We start from the raw sequence: 18,899 nt of genomic DNA, 5'->3' as shown, positions 1-18,899 counted from the left end.
GTATATATTATGGAGTTTGATATATGGTATTCATTAGTAAGATTCTCTAATAGAGATAAACTAAGTCTTTTAAAAAAATTTAAAAGCACTGAAAATATTTGGAGGAATGTTTGTAATAATAAGTTAGAAGTAGACCAAGATAAAAATATAATAAAATTAAGACATATTTTAAAGAAATATTGGGATGAAAATAGAATTAAAGAAATAAAAAATATATTAACATCAAAAAATATAGAAATAATAAATTATTATAGTGAAAATTACCCTAAAAATTTAAAGCCCTTTGAAGATGCTCCCTCTATACTATATTATAGAGGGGATATAGAAAAAATAAATTCAAATAAAAATTTAGCTATAGTTGGATCTAGAGACTACAGTTATTATGGAGAAAATGTAACTAGTATTATTTCTAGAGAAATGGCAAAAAATAATATTAATATAATAAGTGGTATGGCTAAAGGGATAGATGCCTTTGCCCATAAATATTCACTACAAGCAAAAGGTTACACTTGTGCTGTATTGGGTTCAGGAATAGATGTTATATATCCTTATATAAACAAGAATATATACTATAAATTATTAGAAGAAGGAAGTGTAATATCAGAATTTCTTCCAGGTATAAAACCCTATCCATATAACTTTCCTCTAAGAAATAGAATAATAAGTGGATTAAGCGATGCTGTAATTATAATAGAAGCTTCAGAAAAAAGTGGCTCTTTAATAACTGCTTCTTGTGCTCTAGAACAAGGCAAAGATGTTATGGCAGTACCTGGATCTATATTTTCTAAAAAAAGCATAGGAACAAATAAACTTATTAAAGACGGAGCATATCCTTTTACAACTATTGAAGACATTTATAATCTATTAAATATAAATTATAAAGAAAAAATTGAGATAGAAAAAAATAACTTGAATAAAATAGAAAATGAAATTTATACTGTAATAGAAGATACGCCAATTCATATAGATGATATAGTAAGAGTAACTAAAGTTGACATAAAGAGGTTATATGAGGTATTATTTGAATTGCAATTTAAAAATCATATAACTTGCCTTTCTGGCAATTATTATGTTAGAATTTCAAATAGCATTTAAAATAATAGGAAATTTAGGGGGTGAAACTCTGATAATATAAATATCAGAGATGATTATGGGACAAAAACTTATCATTGTGGAATCACCAGCAAAAGCAAAAACCATTGGAAAATACCTAGATAAAACTTATCATGTTGAAGCATCTATGGGACATATAAGAGATCTTCCAAAGAGTCAATTGGGAGTTGATATAGATAATAATTATGAACCCAAATATATAACTATTAGAGGAAAAGGAGAGCTTTTAACTAAAATAAAAAAACATGCTAAAAAATGCGATGAAATTTATTTGGCTACAGACCCTGATAGAGAGGGAGAAGCTATTTCTTGGCATTTATCTCAGGCACTAAAATTAGAGGATAATAAAAAATGTAGAATAGTATTTAATGAAATAACTAAAAGTGCAGTAAAAAATGCTATAAAGGAACCTAGAGAAATTGACATAGATTTAGTAAATGCTCAGCAAGCTAGAAGGGTATTGGATAGACTAGTAGGATATAAAATTAGCCCAATTCTATGGAGAAAAGTAAGATGGGGTTTAAGCGCAGGTAGAGTTCAATCTGTTGCATTAAAGATGATATGTGACAGAGAAAAAGAAATAGAAGAGTTTATTCCTAAAGAATATTGGACTATTGAATGTAAACTAAATAAAGATAGAAAAGATTTTTTAGTTAAACTAATATCAAAGGATAATAAAAAAATTGAAATAAATACAGAAGAAGAAAGTAATAATATAATCAAAGAGCTTAAACAAGGTCAATTTACGGTAGATAAGATAAAAAAGACCAACAAAAATAAAAATCCACTACCTCCATTTATAACAAGTACTCTACAGCAAGATGCTTATAGAAAATTAAATTTTTCAACAAAGAAGACCATGTCTGTAGCTCAGCAACTTTATGAAGGAATTGATATAAAAGGACATGGAACCGTAGGTCTTATAACTTATATGAGAACAGATTCTGTTAGAATATCTAAAGAGGCACAAAATAAGGCTAGACAATTTTTAGAAAATGTATATGGAAAAGAATATATACCAGAAAAGCCTAGAGATTATAAAGGTAAAAAAAATATTCAAGATGCCCATGAGGCAATAAGACCTACAAATATAGAAATAACACCTAAAATTGCTTTAGAAAATTTAAATTCAGATCAATATAAATTATATTCTTTAATCTGGAATAGATTTATGGCAAGTCAAATGGCAGCTTGTGTAATGGAAGTTAATTCTGTAGATGTAAAAAATAGTGAATATATTTTCAGAGCTACAGGTTCAATTGTTAAATTCGATGGTTTCATGATAATTTATGAATATTTAAATGAAGACGAAAAAGAAAATATAAATATTCCTAAGTTAGAAAAAGGAGAACTTCTTAAAGAAAAATCTATAGATAGCAAACAGCACTTTACACAACCACCAGGAAGATTTTCAGAAGCATCTTTAGTTAAAGTGTTGGAAGACAATGGAATAGGAAGACCAAGTACTTATGCTCCAATTATATCTACCTTATTAGAAAGAACCTATATAGAAAGGGAAAATAGAACTTTAAAATCTACAGAATTGGGAGTTATAGTAAATAATATTATGGTAGAATACTTTAAACCAGTAGTTGATGCTGAATTTACAGCAGAAATGGAAAATAAACTAGATAGTATTGAAGAAGGGAATGAAAATTGGAAGAATACAGTAGATGAATTTTATAGTCCATTAAAAGAACTTATAGAAACTGCAGAAAAAGAAGTGGAAAAGGTCACTTTAGAGGAAAAGGTTACAGACGTAAAATGCGAAAAATGTGGTAATAACATGGTGGTTAAGCATGGAAGATTTGGTGATTTCTTAGCTTGTCCAGGATATCCAGAATGTAAGAATACTAAACCTATAGTTCACCAACTAGATGTAAAATGTCCTAAATGCCATGGAGAAATAGTATTAAAAAAGAGCAAGAAAGGAAGAAAATTTTACGGGTGTAGCAATTATCCAAAATGTGATTTTGTAAGTTGGTTTGAACCAGTAGAAAGAAAATGTGATGTTTGTGGTAACTATATGGTAAAAAGATATACTAAAGCTAAAGGGGATTACATTGAGTGTTCAAATAAAGAATGTAAACACAAAATTATGCCAGAAAAAAAGCAGGAATAGGTATAAGTTTAAAAAAATCTTAAAAAAACAGTAGAAATGTTGAAATTTCACAATTTATATGATATTATAAATATTATTAAAAGGGGAATAATTCTAAAAATTAGGAAAATTTAAAAAAACTGAAATGTATGGTGTTATCTCGTTAACACGTTTAATCATTAATAAAATGTGGTTAGCATATAGTGGTTATACATAGATAGTAATAAAATTAAGAAGAGAAATTGCCCTATTAACAATAGATAAATAGAGGAGGAGTTACAAATGTCATCATTATTAGAGAAGACAAGACAACTAAACAAAATATTACAAAAATCTGGAGCAGAACCTGTGGTGTTTGACGATATATGTAATCTTTTAAGTGAAGTGTTATCTTGTAATGTTTATATAATAAGTAAGAAAGGCAAAATATTGGGATATGATCTTTCTACAGGATTTGAATGCCAGACAGTAAGAGACAAGGTAGTACCAGAAAAAAGATTCCCAGAACATTACAACAATAAATTATTGAATGTTCATGGAACTAAGTCAAATTTAGAAAATCAAGGAGAATGTGTTTTTGAATCAGGAGAAGATTGTGGTGTAAAAAATAAACTTACCACAATTGTACCTATTAACGGTAATAGGGAAAGATTAGGTACACTTTTATTAGCTAGATTTGATGTACCTTTTACTGATGATGATCTAATTATTTCTGAATACAGTGCTACTATAATAGGATTAGAAATACTAAGATCTAAGCAAGATGAAATAGAGGAAGAAGCAAGAAAGAAAGCAGTAGTTCAATTAGCAATAGGAACTCTTTCATACTCTGAATTAGAGGCAGTAGAACATATTTTTAATGAATTAGATGGGCCAGAAGGTCTATTAGTTGCCTCAAAAATAGCAGATAAAGTAGGAATAACTAGATCTGTGATAGTAAATGCATTAAGAAAATTTGAAAGTGCAGGAGTAATAGAATCTAGATCTTTAGGTATGAAGGGAACGCATATAAAGATATTAAACGACAGACTTTTAGAGGAATTGAAAAAAATTAAGTAATTTAAGGATACTTTTAAAAGTATCCCTTTTTTAGTATATGCTGTTTATGAATAATATTTTTCCAAAAAAATTATTGAATACATGGAAAGCATATGATATACTACTGTAGGTAATAAAAATACACACATAGCCTAATTTTATAAATGGTGCTTTTTTAAAAAGTAATTTATATATATGAGGGTTATGGAGGTAAAACCAAGGAGGTAAAATAATATGTCAGTTATATCAATGAAACAATTATTAGAAGCAGGTGTTCACTTTGGACATCAAACAAGAAGATGGAACCCTAAAATGGCTCCATATATCTTTACAGAAAGAAATGGTATATACATAATAGACCTACAAAAGACTGTAAAGAAAGTAGAGCAAGCGTACAACTTCATAAGAGAAGTTGCAGCAGAAGGAAAAGATGTTATATTTGTTGGTACTAAAAAACAAGCTCAAGAAGCAATCCAAGAAGAAGCTGTAAGATGCGATATGCACTTTGTTAATAATAGATGGCTAGGTGGAATGCTAACAAACTTCTCAACTATTAAAGGAAGAATAAGAACATTAGAAGAACTTGAACAAATGGAACAAGATGGAACATTTGAAGTGCTTCCTAAAAAAGAAGTTATAAAGTTAAAGTTAGAAGAAGAAAAACTAGAAAAGAACTTAGGTGGAATTAAAAACTTAAATGCTAATAATGTAGGAGCTATGTTTGTTGTAGATCCAAGAAAAGAAAAGAATGCTATATCAGAAGCAAAAATATTAGGTATACCAGTAGTTGCTATAGTGGATACAAACTGTGATCCAGATGAAGTAGATTATGTAATTCCAGGTAATGATGATGCTATAAGAGCGGTAAAATTAATTACTGCGAAAATGGCAGATGCAGTAATAGAAGGAAGACAAGGGGAACAATTAGCTGAGTAATCCAAAAAAACATTTTAAAAAAGGTAGATGATATTAATTCATTTACCTTTTAAAAAAAGAATTAATAACACAGGAGGTCATAAGTATGATAACTGCTAAAATGGTAAAAGAACTTAGAGAAATAACTGGTGCAGGTATGATGGATTGTAAAAAAGCTTTAACAGAAACTAATGGAGATACTGAAAAAGCTGTAGAAGTATTAAGAGAAAAAGGATTAGCTGCTGCGGCTAAAAAATCAGGAAGAATAGCAGCAGAAGGACTTGTAGAAACTTATATAGCTGAAGATAAAAAGAATGCTTCAATAGTAGAAGTAAACTGTGAAACAGATTTCGTAGCAGCAAATGAAGAGTTTAAAGGACTTGTTGCTAATATAGCAAAACAAGCTGCAAATACAAAGGCTGAAGATGTTGATTCTTTTATAGAAGAAAAATACATAGGAAGCGAAGAAGGTACAATTAAAGATGCAGTTACTGCATTAGTTGCAAAGCTTGGAGAAAATATGTCTGTAAGAAGATTTAAACAATTATCTGTTGAAAATGGAATAATTGAAAGTTATATACACGGAGATGGAAAAATAGGTGTATTAGTAGAATTAGAATGTGAAAAAGAAAGCGAAGTATTAAGTGAAGTAGCGAAAGATGTAGCAATGCAAGTAGCTGCAGTTAATCCTCCTTTCTTAGATAGAACATTTGTAGATGAAGAAACTTTAGACAAAGAAAGAGAAATCTACAGAGTTCAAGCTTTAAATGAAGGAAAACCTGAAAAAATTGTTGATAAAATGGTAGAAGGAAGAATTCAAAAATACTACAAAGAAAACTGCCTAGTTGAGCAAGTTTGGGTTAGAAATTCAGATTACACTATAGATAAATACGTTAAAGAAAAATCTAAAGAAGTTGGAGCAGATATAAAAGTTGCTAATTTTGTTAGATTTGAAAAAGGTGAAGGCATAGAAAAGAAAGAAGAAGATTTTGCAGAAGAAGTTAAGAAGCAAATGCAATAATTAAAGAGAGAACACTGAGTGTTCTCTTTTTTTGAGAAAATCACAGAAAACATCAATTGATACATCTATAACCAAAAATGCTTTTTGAAATAAAAGTTCTAAATTAAAAATTACATTGTAATTTTTAACAATTTGGAGGTATAATATAATATGAATGATATAAAGTATAAAAGAATTATGTTAAAATTATCTGGCGAAGCTTTGGCAGGAGAAAATGGATATGGTTTAGACTTTAAAGTAGTTAAAAGAATATCCAAAGAAATAAAAGAATTAGTAGATATGGGAGTAGAAATTGGAGCAGTAGTAGGCGGAGGCAACATTTGGAGAGGCAGAAATGGTGAGGATATGGACAGAACTACCGCAGACTATATGGGAATGCTTGCTACATGTATAAATGCTATGGCTTTACAAGACTCTTTAGAGCAATTAGGAGTTGATACAAGAGTTCAAACAGCTATTGAAATGAAAGAAGTTGCTGAGCCTTTTATAAGAAGAAGAGCTATGAGACACTTAGAAAAAGGTAGAGTTGTTATATTTGCAGCTGGTACAGGCAATCCATATTTCTCAACAGACACAACAGCAGCCCTAAGAGCGGCTGAAATAGAGGCAGATATAATACTATTAGCCAAAAAAGTAGATGGAGTATATGATAAAGATCCTCACAAACACGAAAAAGCACAAAAATTTGAAACTTTGACATACATAGATGTTTTGGATCAAGGTCTTCAAGTTATGGATTCTACAGCTACATCTTTATGTATGGATAATAATATACCTATACTAGTTTTTGCCTTAGATGCTCCAGGTAATATAAGAAAAGCTATTTCTGGAGAAAAAATAGGAACTATAGTATGTAAGGAATAAAGGGAGGAGTTTTTATGTTAAAAGAAATAATGAATACAGCTGAAGACAAAATGAGTAAGGCTTTATTAGCTTTAAAGAAAGACTTAGCCTCATTAAAGGCTGGAAGAGCAAATCCTGCTATGCTAGATAAAATAGAAGCAGAATATTATGGGACTATGACCCCTCTAAGTCAACTTGCTAATATATCTGTTCCGGAAGCAAGAATACTTCAAATACAACCTTGGGACAAATCTTCACTTAAAGCAATTGAAAAAGCTATACTTGTATCAGATTTAGGATTAAATCCTAATAATGATGGAACTATTATTAGATTGATTATACCTGAACTTACAGAAGAAACAAGAAGAAATATAGTAAAAACCGTAAAAAAATATGGAGAAGATACTAAAATAGCTATAAGATCTGTAAGAAGAGATGGTAATGATAAGATAAAGGATTTAAAATCCGATATGTCAGAAGATGATATCAAGAAAGCAGAAGAAGAAATTCAAAAAATAACAGATAATTATGTAAAAAAAGTAGATGAAATGATAGATATAAAAGAAAAAGAAATTATGTCTATTTAATAAAGAGTAAAGCCTGCGTTACCGCAGGTTTTATTAATAAGTTTTAGGGATGGAGATTTAAATGTGGAATATATTTAAAAATAAAAGTGGACAAAGCCATAAAGTGAAGGACAAATTCCAATTAGATTTAGATAATATACCAAAACATATAGCCATTATAATGGATGGAAATGGTAGATGGGCTAAAGAAAGAAAACTACCTCGTAGTTTAGGACATAAAGCAGGGGTAGAAACTATAAGGGATATAGTTAAAGAATGTAACAATATAGGTGTTAGATATCTTACTCTATATGCTTTTTCCACAGAAAATTGGAAAAGACCAAAGGAAGAAATTAATGCTCTTATGGAATTATTAGTAAATTATCTAAGAAAAGAAGTAGCTGAATTACATCAAAATAATGTAGTTGTAAATACTATAGGAGACGTATCTAAATTACCTAAAGCTTGTGAAGATGAACTTATGAAAGCATACAATAAAACTAAAAATAATACAGGACTTGTATTAAATTTAGCTCTTAATTATGGTGGAAGAGATGAAATTATTAGAGCTATAAAACTAATGTATAAGGATATAGAGAAAAAAGGACTAGACATAGAAAATGTAAATGAAGATTTATTAAAAAACTATTTATATACTAAAGGTATGCCAGACCCTGATTTAATTATAAGGCCTAGCGGAGAACAAAGAATAAGTAATTTTCTTTTATGGCAATGTGCTTATTCAGAATTTTGGTATTCTAATATAAAATGGCCAGATTTTAAAAAACATCATTTACATAAGGCTATAAAGGATTATCAAAATAGAAATAGAAGATTTGGTGGAGTATAAAAAACTGTGCAACAGTTTTTTAATGAATAATTAATAATGAACAATTAAGGAGGATTTTCTTTCGTTTTACTACAAAAAATCTTTAATTTTATTAAAGGCAATTATTCTATGGATTAGCTTGTTTACTAAAGCTAAACATTGAATTTATATAATTAAAATTTTTTTAAAATGATAATCAAGAAAAATATCTATAATTATCCATTATTAATTATTAATTTCTAAAATGGAGTGATGGAATGAATAAAAGATATTTAGGAGCACTAATACTATCTCCCCTCATTATATTTTTATTTATAGGAGGAAAGTACTTAAAAGCACTAATATTTTTAATATCTCTTAGAGGAATGTATGAGTTTTATAAGGCAATTGAAAAAAAGATAGAACCTGTATCTATTTTAGGATATGTGCTGTGTATAGTATATTACTTATTTATACTAAATACTGAAATTAATGGGGAATTATTTTTTTATATATCAATATTAGCAGTATTTATTTTAATGTTAATGCCAATATTTAATGAAAAATATAATTTTATAAGTGGAGGAGTGACTTTACTGGGATTTATATATGTTGCCATATTCTTTAGTTTTATAATTCTCGTGAATAGTAAAATGTATGGTAACTATCTTATATGGTTAATATTTTTATCTTCTTGGATTTGCGATACTTCCGCATATTATTCTGGTAAATACTTTGGCAAGAAAAAATTATGTCCTAAAATAAGTCCTAAAAAAACTATAGAGGGCTCCATTGGAGGACTCTTAGGAAGTGTTATAGGTTGCACCATATTTGGGGTATTTTCCATAAATAGAGGTGTAGATATTTCACTAATACATTTTATACTAATAGGAGCTATAAGCGGTATATTATCACAACTAGGGGACTTAGTAGCATCTTCCATAAAAAGATATGTAGATGTAAAAGATTATAGCCAACTAATACCAGGACATGGTGGTATATTAGATAGGTTTGATAGTATATTATTTTCTTCTGTAACGGTATATTATTACTTAACATTTATAATTAATATATAGTTTGCAAAAGCACTTAAAAAGTATTAAGTGCTTTTTATATTTATCTGTAGTTATTTATTGTTTACTATTAGCTATTAATTAAATAAAACTTGTTCATATAGTAATAAATGATTTAATATAATAGGATATAGCAATATTAAGTGTGAGGAATGAATTGAGATATAAAAAATTATTTTACTGTATAAGCCTATTAATTATAATAATATTAGTAACTATGTTTTTAAAGAAATATTTTAAACCAGTCTTTGTTGTGTTTTTTATTGTATACACATCAACACCTATATATAATGTAATGTTTAAAATAAGTAAAAAAAATAGCAAGTTAAATGGATTATTAAGCATATTGATTGTGAATTTTATTATAATTATTTTATTTATATATATGGGAAACCTTGTATATAAGATAAAAGATACAATAGTATTAGGTTTTCAGAGGTCATATCTATTTATTGAAGAAATTTTAATAAATTTAAACTTAGACTCTAATTTAATAGGTGTTAAAATAGAAGAGTATTATAATTCTAGTATTATTAAAAGTAATTTAGTTAAAAAAGGGGCAGTTTATACAACAGAAAGTATAATAAATTATTTTATTGGTAATATTATAGCTTACTTTATTTTAGTAGATAAATATGTTATATTAAACAAGATTAAAGATATCATCCCCCAAAATAAAGTAACATTTGCCTTTAATAGATATATAGATATTAAAAATATAATAAAATTAGAGTTAACATTAGTATTAATAACTACATTCCAAACAATACTTGGTTTTATGGCATTGAATATTGAAAATGCTGTAGAAATTGGAATGTTTTGCGGGTTTTTAGATTTATTTCCATATGTAGGAACAATAATGGTATTTTTGCCTTTAATACTATATAAAATTCTAATAAAAAATTATATTATAGCTTTTGGATTGTTATGTCTTTATATATTACTTATAATAAATAGAAATATAATGGAAGCAAAATTTGTAAGTAGCACTTTAAAGGTTCATCCTATAGTTATTATAAGTTCTTTTTATATAGGGTTTAAGACTTTTGGAATACTTGGTATAATAATAGCACCCTTATATGTATTAATATGCAAAAGTATATATTCAGAAGGGCTTATAGACTGTAGATAAATACAGTACAAAGGAGAGATATGACTTGAAGAATATATGTATTTTAGGAGCAACAGGTTCAATAGGCACTCAAACATTAGAAGTTATAAGAGAGGAAAAGGAAAATCTTAAATTATATGCAGCTTCTGCTAATAAAAGCTCAGAAAAAATTATAAGTATAATAGAAGAGTTTGAACCTAAGTATGTTTCTATGACAGATAAAGAGGCATTTTTAAAAGTAAAAGAGTTTTGTATGAAAAACAATAAGAATACAGAGGTTTTATATGGAATAGAAGGTATGAATACCATAGCAAGTTTAGATAAAGTAGATATTGTTTTAACCTCTGTAGTTGGAATGATAGGATTAGAACCCACATTAAAAGCTATAAGAAATAAAAAGGATATAGCTCTTGCAAATAAAGAAACTCTCGTGGTAGCAGGAGAAATAATTAAAAAAGAGGCCCATGAAAATAAAGTAAATATACTTCCAGTAGATTCAGAACATGGGGCAATATTTCAATGCCTTTTAGGGAATCTTAAAGGCGATATTAATAAAATACACCTAACAGCATCAGGAGGACCTTTTAGAGGAAAAAAAAGAGAAGAATTAGAAAATGTAACTGTAGAACAGGCACTAAAACATCCAAATTGGAATATGGGGAAAAAAATATCCATAGATTCTGCTACATTAATGAATAAAGGTCTAGAAGTAATAGAAGCTCATTTTTTATTTGATGTAGACTATGAAGATATAGAAGTTGTAGTACATCCAGAGAGTATAATTCATTCTATGGTAGAATATAAAGATGGAAGTGTAATTGCTCAATTGGCATCTCCAGATATGAAACTTCCAATACAATATGCTCTAAATTATCCTATAAGAAAGGATAGAGTTATTGAAAAACTTAATTTATTTGAAATTGAAAAGTTAACCTTTTATAAACCAGATTTAAAAACTTTTAAGTGTCTGGATTTAGCATATAGAGCAGGAAAAATTGGAGGCATGATGCCTACTATTTTAAATAGTTCTAATGAATATGCTGTAGAATTGTTTTTAAATAAAAAAATAGGATTTTTAGAAATACCAAAGATAATAGAAGAATGCATGAAAAAATTTTACACAAAAGAGGAGCAAAGTGTGGAAAAAATTATACATATGGATAAAATTATTGGTGAATATATAAGGGAAAAATATAATTGACATTGACAAGACAAATATTAAGGAGGAATAGCTTGTGAGTTTTATAAATATAATTGGAGCTTTACTAGCTTTTAGTTTACTAGTATTAGTTCACGAATTAGGACATTTTACTTTAGCAAAATTAAATGGAGTAGCGGTAGAGGAATTTTCTATAGGAATGGGTCCTAAAATTTGGGGATTTAAAAAAGGAGAAACGGAATATGTTATAAAAGCACTTCCTATAGGTGGATATATTAAAATGCTTGGAGAAGAAGGGGAAGAAACCTACGATGAAAGAGCGTTTTCAAACAAATCTTCATTAAGAAAATTAAGTATAGTAGCAGCAGGACCTTTTATGAATTTAGTTTTAGCTATAGTTTTATTTGGTATTATATCCTTTAATAAAGGTTTTGCGGTTCCAATAGTAGGAGAGGTTATAGAAAATAATCCAGCCTATGTTGCCGGACTTCAAAAGGGAGATAAAATAGTAGAGGTAAATAATAAAAAAATAAAAACATGGGATGATTTCATAACTCAGATATATAAAAATGAAGGAAATATTTTAAATGTTAGCTATGAAAGAAATAATAAATTAAATGCGGCTAAAGTAGTCCCGGTTAAAAATAAAGAAGAAAATAGATATGTTATTGGCATATATCCAACACTGGTTGAAAATCCTAGCGTAGGCGAATCTATATCCCATGGATTTTCAGAATCAATTTCTTTGGTAAAACAAACTTTTATGTTTTTAGGTACGTTATTTAAAGGCAAGGCTTCTGCTAGTGATTTTGGAGGACCTATAACTATAATAAAAGTATCTGGAGCAGCAGCTAAAGCAGGATTTTGGAGCTTACTTTCCTTTGCAGCTTATTTAAGTGTTCAATTAGCTATATTTAATGTTATTCCCTTCCCAGCTTTAGATGGAGGATGGATAACTTTCTTTTTAATAGAAATAATAACTAGAAAAAAATTAAATAGTAATAAAATAGGTGTAATAAATTATATAGGATTTGCCATACTAATGACATTGATGGTACTAGTAACGGTAAAAGATATACTATATCCTATAAACTTTTAGGAGTGAATTTTATTGGATAGAAAAGAAACTATAAAGATAAAGGTAGGAGACAAATTTATAGGGGGGGATTCTCCTATAACAGTTCAATCCATGACCAATACAGATACAAGAGATGTAGAAAAAACTGTTGAGCAAATAAAAAAATTAGAAGAAGTTGATTGCGATATAATAAGATGTGCAGTTCCAGATGATGAAGCTTGCCAAGCTTTAGGCAAAATAACAAAAAAAATTGCAATACCATTAGTAGCAGATATACATTTTGATTATAGATTAGCTATAAAAGCTATAGATAATGGGATATCTGCCCTAAGAATAAACCCTGGCAATATAGGAAATGAAGAAAAGGTTAATTTAGTTTCAAAAAAAGCTAAAGAAAAAGGAATACCTATAAGAATAGGAGTAAACTCTGGTTCTTTAGAAAAGGATATATTAAATAAATATGGTGGAGTTTGTTCAGATGCTTTAGTGGAAAGTGCATTAAGACATGTTGAAATTTTAAATAAAGTGGATTTTCATGATATAGTTATATCCATTAAGTCTTCAAATGTAAACCAAATGATAGAAAGCTATAAAAAAATATCTTCAAAAGTAAATTATCCTCTACACTTAGGTGTAACGGAAGCTGGAACACCTTGGAGGGGTATAATAAAATCTAGTGTAGGTATAGGAACTTTACTATCTCAAGGTATAGGGGATACTATAAGGGTATCTTTGACAGGAGACCCTATAGAAGAAATTAAAGCAGGAAAAGAGATCTTAAGAGCTTTGAATTTATATAGTAAGGGCGTAGAATTTATTTCTTGCCCTACTTGTGGAAGAACAGAGATAAATTTAATAAAAATAGCCAAAGAAGTTGAAAAAAGACTTGATGGCTTTGATAAAAATATTAAAGTAGCTATTATGGGTTGCGTGGTAAATGGACCTGGAGAAGCTAGGGATGCAGACATAGGCATTGCAGGTGGAAAGGGCTATGGTTTAATATTTAAAAAGGGAGAAGTAGTAAGAAAGCTTAAAGAGGAAGATTTAGTAGAAGGGCTTATAGAAGAAATAAAAAATATATAGGATGTGAAGGGTATGAGTTGGTATGGAATTAGCTAAAATATTAGAAGACAATACTTTTTCACAAGATAGTTTAGAGGGCATAAGAGTCCATAGAATACAGTATTTTAAAAAGAGTAATAAATTGAAGGTTATAGTAAAGTCTAAAAAAGAAGTAAATAATAATCAAATAACTGAAATAAAAAAGGTGTTTTTTAAAAAATTCCAGTATTTTAAGGAAATAGAAGTGCTTTCTTATAGGGATGTATCTGGAATTAATTTAAAAGACATATGTGAAAAATATTGGATAGATATAGTAAACAGCATACTTACATATATTCCATTTTGCAAAGAATGTTTAATAAGTTCAAAAAGGAAAGTAATAGATGAAAACACTTTAAAATTACAATATGGAAATGACTTTTTATATAATATTTTAAAAGAAAAGAATTTTGAAAAGATACTATCCAGCACCATAAAAGATGTATTTGGAGTAGAGTGTAAAGTAAAATTCATACTGGATAAATCCAATGGAAAATGTAATTATTTAGACTTTAAAGAAGAACAGGAAGCCTTAATTATAAAAAATATTATAAAAGAAAGTAGAATTGAAAAGACCATTCCTAAAAAAGATAACAATTATAATAAAAGGGAAGAAAATAAAAATAGTAGCATAATTGTAGGGAAAAATATAAATGAAGATCCAGTAGATATATCTAACATAGATGAAACTTCAGGAATTATTTCTATTTGTGGAGATGTGTTTAAAACAAAGATAATAGAAACTAAAACTGGAAGAAAGATAGTGACCTTTTATATAACAGATTATACAAGTTCTATAACTGTTAAGTTATTTCCAAAACCTAAAGATACTGAAAGAGTTATAGAGGAAATAAAGGAAGGGTTATATTGTAAAATAAGAGGAGAAGTAGTAAATGACTCATATGCAAGAGAAATAGTTATAATGGCAAGGGATATAGTAAAACTAAACAAAATTGAAAAAATGGATATAGCAGAAGAAAAAAGAGTAGAACTTCACCTTCATACAAAGATGAGTGCTATGGATGGAATGAATTCTGCAGAAAGCTTAATAAAAAGAGCAGCCAAATGGGGACATAAAGCAGTAGCTATTACGGACCATGGCGTGGTTCAGGCATATCCGGAAGCAATGGAGGCTGCTAAAAAGTACAATATAAAAATAATATATGGTGTAGAGGGTTATTTAGTAGATGATGGGATACCTATAGCTATAAATGCAGGTCATAGAACTTTAGAGGACAGTTATGTGGTTTTTGACATTGAAACCACTGGTTTTTCTAATAAAAATGATAAAATAATAGAAATAGGTGCCGTAAAGATAAAAGAAGGTAAAGTAGTAGATAAATATAGCACTTTTGTCAATCCAGAAAGAATTATTCCAGAGAAAATAATAGAACTTACAGGAATACATGATTATATGGTAAAGGATGCTCCTAAAATAGAAGAGGTTTTACCAAAATTTATAGATTTTATTGAAGACTCTATATTAGTTGCTCATAACGCTAATTTTGATGTATCCTTTATAAAAAAGAACTGTAAGGATTTCGGAATACATTTTAATAATCCAATATTAGATACCATTCCACTTTGTAAATTTTTATATCCTGAGCTTAAAAGATATAAACTAAATGTGGTAGCAAAACATTTAGGAATACCCCTTTTAAATCATCATAGAGCGGTAGAAGATGCTAAAACTACGGGGGATATACTTTTAAAAGCTTTTGAGGATTTAAAAGATAAAGAGATAATGAACTTAAATATGTTAAATGAAGAATATTTTAAGAACCAAGATATAAAAAAATCACCTACCTATCATGTAATAATACTAGTTAAAAATAAAATAGGATTAAAAAATCTTTATAAACTTATATCTGAATCTCATTTAAATCATTTTTATAAAAAACCAAGAATGCCCAAAAGTCTTATAAATAAATACAGAGAAGGGCTTATGATAGGATCAGCTTGTGAAGCAGGACAGGTATATAAAGAAGTTTTAATGGATAAATCCAAAGAAGAATTAAAAGAAGTTATAAGTTTTTATGATTATTTAGAAATACAACCAATAAAGAATAACTATTTTATGATAAGAAATGGAATAGTAAAAGATGAAGAAGAATTAAGAGATATAAATAAGAAGATATATAATTTAGCAGAAGAAAATAATATGCCAGTAGTGGCTACTTGTGATGTTCACTTTTTAGATAAAAAAGATGAAGTTTTTAGAAAAATATTAATGGCTGGTCAAGGATTTAGCGATGCAGAAAATCAGCCGCCATTATACCTTAGAACTACAGACGAAATGTTAAAAGAATTTGAATATTTAGGAAAAGAAAAAGCTTACAAGGCTGTTGTTACAAATACAGTAAAAATAGCAGATAGTATAGATAATATAAAACCTATACCCGATGAAACCTTTCCTCCAAAAATAGAGGGCTCAGAAGAAGAAGTTAGAAAAATGACTATAGAAAAAGCCCATTCAATATATGGAGAGGTTTTACCAGAAATAGTAGAAAAAAGATTAGAAAAAGAATTAAATTCTATAATAAATAATGGATATGCGGTACTTTATTTAATTGCTCATAAACTAGTGGATAAATCAGTACAAGATGGGTATTTAGTAGGTTCTAGAGGTTCTGTAGGATCTTCCTTGGTAGCAACTATGACAGATATTACAGAAGTTAATGGTTTGCCTCCACATTATGTTTGCCCTGGATGTAAGTACAATGAATTTATAACAGATGGATCTGTGTCTTCAGGAGCGGATCTTCCAGATAAAAACTGTCCTAATTGTGGAGTTTTATTAAGTAAAGATGGTCACGATATTCCCTTTGAAACCTTTTTAGGTTTTGAAGGAGACAAAGAGCCGGATATAGATTTAAACTTTTCTGGTGAATATCAAGCAGTAGTTCATAAATATACAGAAGTTCTATTTGGAGAAGGTAAAGTTTTTAAAGCTGGAACCATAGGAACTATAGCAGAAAAAACTGCTTATGGATTTGTAAAAAAGTATATAAGTGAAAAAGATTTAAATGTAAGACAGGCGGAAATTGAGAGACTTACATTAGGATGCAGTGGTGTCAAGAGAACTACAGGACAGCATCCGGGTGGAATAATGGTTGTGCCTCAGGATAATGAAATATTTAATTTTACACCTATTCAACGTCCAGCAGATGATAATGATACAGATATAATAACTACTCATTTTGACTATCATTCAATAAGTGGTAGACTTTTAAAGTTAGATATATTAGGTCATGATGATCCTACTGTATTAAGAATGCTTCAGGATTTAACAGGAGTAGATCCTAAAAAAATACCTTTAGCAGATCCAAAAGTAATGAGTTTATTTACCTCACCTAAGGCTTTAGGTGTAAATGCGGAAGAGTTAAAATGTGAAGTGGGAACCTATGGGTTACCAGAGTTTGGTACAAAATTTGTTAGACAAATGCTTGTAGATACACAACCTAATAGTTTTTCAGATTTAGTTAGAATATCAGGTCTATCCCATGGTACTGATGTATGGTTAAATAATGCTCAATACTATATAAAGGAAGGGTATACCACTCTTAAGGATTGTATAGCCACAAGAGATGATATAATGACTTATTTAATACAAAAAGATCTTCCTCCAAAAATTGCTTTTACTATAATGGAAAAAGTAAGAAAAGGGAAAGGTCTCACAGAAGAACATGAAGCTATAATGAGAGAACATGATGTACCTGGTTGGTATATAGAATCCTGTAAGAAAATAAAATACATGTTCCCAAAGGGGCATGCTGTGGCTTATGTTATGATGGCAGTGAGAATAGCATATTTTAAAGTTTATTATCCTACAGCTTACTATGCTACCTATTTTTCAGTAAGAGCTTCTGACTTTGATGCAGAAACTGTATTTAAAGGAGAAGAAGCTATATTAAATAAAATAGATGAAATAAACTCTTTAGGAAACAATGTTACACAAAAAGACAAAGGACTACTTACAGTATTAGAAATATGTCATGAAATGAATTTAAGGGGAATAAAATTTTTAAAAGCTGATCTTTATAAATCTAATGCTTCAAAATTCTTAATAGAGGAAGAAGGCATAAGAATACCTTTAAGTGCTATACAGGGTGTTGGAGAAAATGCAGCTAAAAATATAGTTGAGGCTCGAGAAGAAGGAGAATTTATATCCAAAGAAGATTTAAATAAGAGAGGAAAAGCTACAAAAACTGTAATAGAAAATTTAGAAAATCATGGTTGCTTAAGGGGACTTCCTGAATCTAATCAATTATCTTTATTTAACTTATAATCCATATAAATCTTTTCCTTGAATTATATTATTTATTATGTTAAAATTAAATTTGAAAGAACTCTTAATAATTTTAGCGCAAAAGTGGGTTTCTACCCGCTTTTTCTATTGTTAAAAACGCAACTTTTAGTTGCGTTTTTAAATTAATTTGATTTTTTTGAATTGTAAGCATCTTTATATTACAAACTATAGTTTAAGGAGGGATTTAAATGAATAATAAAACTTTTATAGATAATTTAAAAGAATTGACAGAACCTATAGTTAATGATTTAGACTATGAATTATATTATTTAGAGTTTGTAAATGAAAATAAGGAGAATTATTTAAGAATATATATAGATAGTGAAAGTGGAATAGGATTAGAAGATTGTGAAAAAGTAAGTAGAGCTGTAAGTGCTATGTTAGATGAAAAAGATCCTATAGACACTAGCTATTATTTAGAAGTATCCTCACCAGGACTTGAAAGACAACTATATGATGATAAACATATAGAAGACAACATAGGTAAAACTGCTTGTGTAAGGCTGGAGTCTTTATTTAATGGTGGTAGAAAATTTGAAGGAAAGCTTAAAAGTTTTGATAATGAAAACCTTACTTTAGAAATCAATGCTGAAGATTTTAAAATTCCACGTAAAAAGATTAAAAGAATAAATTTAATTTATGAAGGGTAAAGGGAGGAAAATT

General features: G+C 28.6%; 15 protein-coding genes. All 15 read left to right on the top strand.

The features are described 5' to 3' along the window. Positions 1 to 6 precede the first annotated feature (6 nt). The 15 genes from dprA to rimP all read left to right on the top strand — a co-directional run bounded on the left by dprA (position 7) and on the right by rimP (position 18,886). The gene (gene dprA / locus B5D21_RS07470) at positions 7 to 1,095 is read left to right on the top strand and encodes a DNA-processing protein DprA (protein WP_128993673.1); all 1,089 of its coding nucleotides are present in this window, start codon (positions 7 to 9) and stop codon (positions 1,093 to 1,095) included. A gap of 55 nt (positions 1,096 to 1,150) precedes the next feature. After that, a complete protein-coding gene (gene topA, locus B5D21_RS07465; RefSeq protein ID WP_035109892.1) occupies positions 1,151 to 3,235 on the top strand; it encodes a type I DNA topoisomerase in 2,085 nt (694 codons plus the stop codon). Positions 3,236 to 3,496: 261 nt separating this feature from the next. Then, positions 3,497 to 4,273, top strand: a complete 777-nt coding sequence (gene codY, locus B5D21_RS07460) for a GTP-sensing pleiotropic transcriptional regulator CodY (protein ID WP_011099489.1) — start codon at positions 3,497 to 3,499, stop codon at positions 4,271 to 4,273. Positions 4,274 to 4,486: 213 nt separating this feature from the next. Continuing rightward, positions 4,487 to 5,188, top strand: a complete 702-nt coding sequence (gene rpsB, locus B5D21_RS07455) for a 30S ribosomal protein S2 (RefSeq protein ID WP_011099490.1) — start codon at positions 4,487 to 4,489, stop codon at positions 5,186 to 5,188. 85 nt (positions 5,189 to 5,273) lie between these two features. Then, positions 5,274 to 6,188 carry a translation elongation factor Ts gene (gene tsf / locus B5D21_RS07450; protein WP_011099491.1) on the top strand — a complete coding sequence of 305 codons (915 nt, stop codon included), beginning with the start codon at positions 5,274 to 5,276 and terminating at the stop codon, positions 6,186 to 6,188. A 150-nt stretch (positions 6,189 to 6,338) separates the two neighbouring features. Then, on the top strand, positions 6,339 to 7,052 hold the full coding sequence (pyrH, locus tag B5D21_RS07445) for a UMP kinase (protein ID WP_011099492.1): 714 nt from the start codon (positions 6,339 to 6,341) through the stop codon (positions 7,050 to 7,052). 14 nt (positions 7,053 to 7,066) lie between these two features. Further along, on the top strand, positions 7,067 to 7,618 hold the full coding sequence (frr, locus tag B5D21_RS07440) for a ribosome recycling factor (RefSeq protein ID WP_011099493.1): 552 nt from the start codon (positions 7,067 to 7,069) through the stop codon (positions 7,616 to 7,618). A gap of 61 nt (positions 7,619 to 7,679) precedes the next feature. Next, positions 7,680 to 8,447 carry an isoprenyl transferase gene (locus tag B5D21_RS07435; RefSeq protein WP_011099494.1) on the top strand — a complete coding sequence of 256 codons (768 nt, stop codon included), beginning with the start codon at positions 7,680 to 7,682 and terminating at the stop codon, positions 8,445 to 8,447. Positions 8,448 to 8,683: 236 nt separating this feature from the next. Further along, positions 8,684 to 9,481: a phosphatidate cytidylyltransferase gene (locus B5D21_RS07430; RefSeq protein WP_011099495.1), complete on the top strand. Its 798-nt coding sequence runs from the start codon at positions 8,684 to 8,686 to the stop codon at positions 9,479 to 9,481. A 142-nt stretch (positions 9,482 to 9,623) separates the two neighbouring features. Continuing rightward, positions 9,624 to 10,610, top strand: a complete 987-nt coding sequence (locus tag B5D21_RS07425; RefSeq protein ID WP_011099496.1) for an AI-2E family transporter — start codon at positions 9,624 to 9,626, stop codon at positions 10,608 to 10,610. 25 nt (positions 10,611 to 10,635) lie between these two features. Then, positions 10,636 to 11,790, top strand: a complete 1,155-nt coding sequence (locus tag B5D21_RS07420; RefSeq protein ID WP_011099497.1) for a 1-deoxy-D-xylulose-5-phosphate reductoisomerase — start codon at positions 10,636 to 10,638, stop codon at positions 11,788 to 11,790. A 43-nt stretch (positions 11,791 to 11,833) separates the two neighbouring features. After that, positions 11,834 to 12,847: an RIP metalloprotease RseP gene (rseP, locus tag B5D21_RS07415; RefSeq protein ID WP_035110431.1), complete on the top strand. Its 1,014-nt coding sequence runs from the start codon at positions 11,834 to 11,836 to the stop codon at positions 12,845 to 12,847. Positions 12,848 to 12,859: 12 nt separating this feature from the next. Next, positions 12,860 to 13,909: a flavodoxin-dependent (E)-4-hydroxy-3-methylbut-2-enyl-diphosphate synthase gene (ispG, locus tag B5D21_RS07410; RefSeq protein WP_011099499.1), complete on the top strand. Its 1,050-nt coding sequence runs from the start codon at positions 12,860 to 12,862 to the stop codon at positions 13,907 to 13,909. 22 nt (positions 13,910 to 13,931) lie between these two features. Then, the gene (locus B5D21_RS07405; RefSeq protein ID WP_011099500.1) at positions 13,932 to 18,215 is read left to right on the top strand and encodes a PolC-type DNA polymerase III; all 4,284 of its coding nucleotides are present in this window, start codon (positions 13,932 to 13,934) and stop codon (positions 18,213 to 18,215) included. Positions 18,216 to 18,424: 209 nt separating this feature from the next. Continuing rightward, entirely contained in the window at positions 18,425 to 18,886 is a 462-nt protein-coding gene (gene rimP, locus B5D21_RS07400) for a ribosome maturation factor RimP (RefSeq protein ID WP_011099501.1), read from the top strand. Positions 18,887 to 18,899 lie beyond the last annotated feature (13 nt).

Origin of the sequence: Clostridium tetani (assembly GCF_900167265.1) — a bacterium.
Classification (GTDB): Bacteria; Bacillota; Clostridia; order Clostridiales; family Clostridiaceae; genus Clostridium_G; species Clostridium_G tetani.
This window is presented reverse-complemented; position numbering and strand designations above follow the sequence as displayed.

Bases quoted from the DNA above. Each gene is read 5' to 3' on its own strand.
- B5D21_RS07405 (WP_011099500.1), top strand. From the start codon at position 13,932: ATGGAATTAGCTAAAATATTAGAAGACAATACTTTTTCACAAGATAGT.
- rpsB (WP_011099490.1), top strand. From the start codon at position 4,487: ATGTCAGTTATATCAATGAAACAATTATTAGAAGCAGGTGTTCACTTT.
- codY (WP_011099489.1), top strand. From the start codon at position 3,497: ATGTCATCATTATTAGAGAAGACAAGACAACTAAACAAAATATTACAA.
- rimP (WP_011099501.1), top strand. From the start codon at position 18,425: ATGAATAATAAAACTTTTATAGATAATTTAAAAGAATTGACAGAACCT.
- topA (WP_035109892.1), top strand. From the start codon at position 1,151: ATGGGACAAAAACTTATCATTGTGGAATCACCAGCAAAAGCAAAAACC.
- B5D21_RS07430 (WP_011099495.1), top strand. From the start codon at position 8,684: ATGAATAAAAGATATTTAGGAGCACTAATACTATCTCCCCTCATTATA.
- frr (WP_011099493.1), top strand. From the start codon at position 7,067: ATGTTAAAAGAAATAATGAATACAGCTGAAGACAAAATGAGTAAGGCT.
- B5D21_RS07435 (WP_011099494.1), top strand. From the start codon at position 7,680: ATGTGGAATATATTTAAAAATAAAAGTGGACAAAGCCATAAAGTGAAG.
- tsf (WP_011099491.1), top strand. From the start codon at position 5,274: ATGATAACTGCTAAAATGGTAAAAGAACTTAGAGAAATAACTGGTGCA.
- pyrH (WP_011099492.1), top strand. From the start codon at position 6,339: ATGAATGATATAAAGTATAAAAGAATTATGTTAAAATTATCTGGCGAA.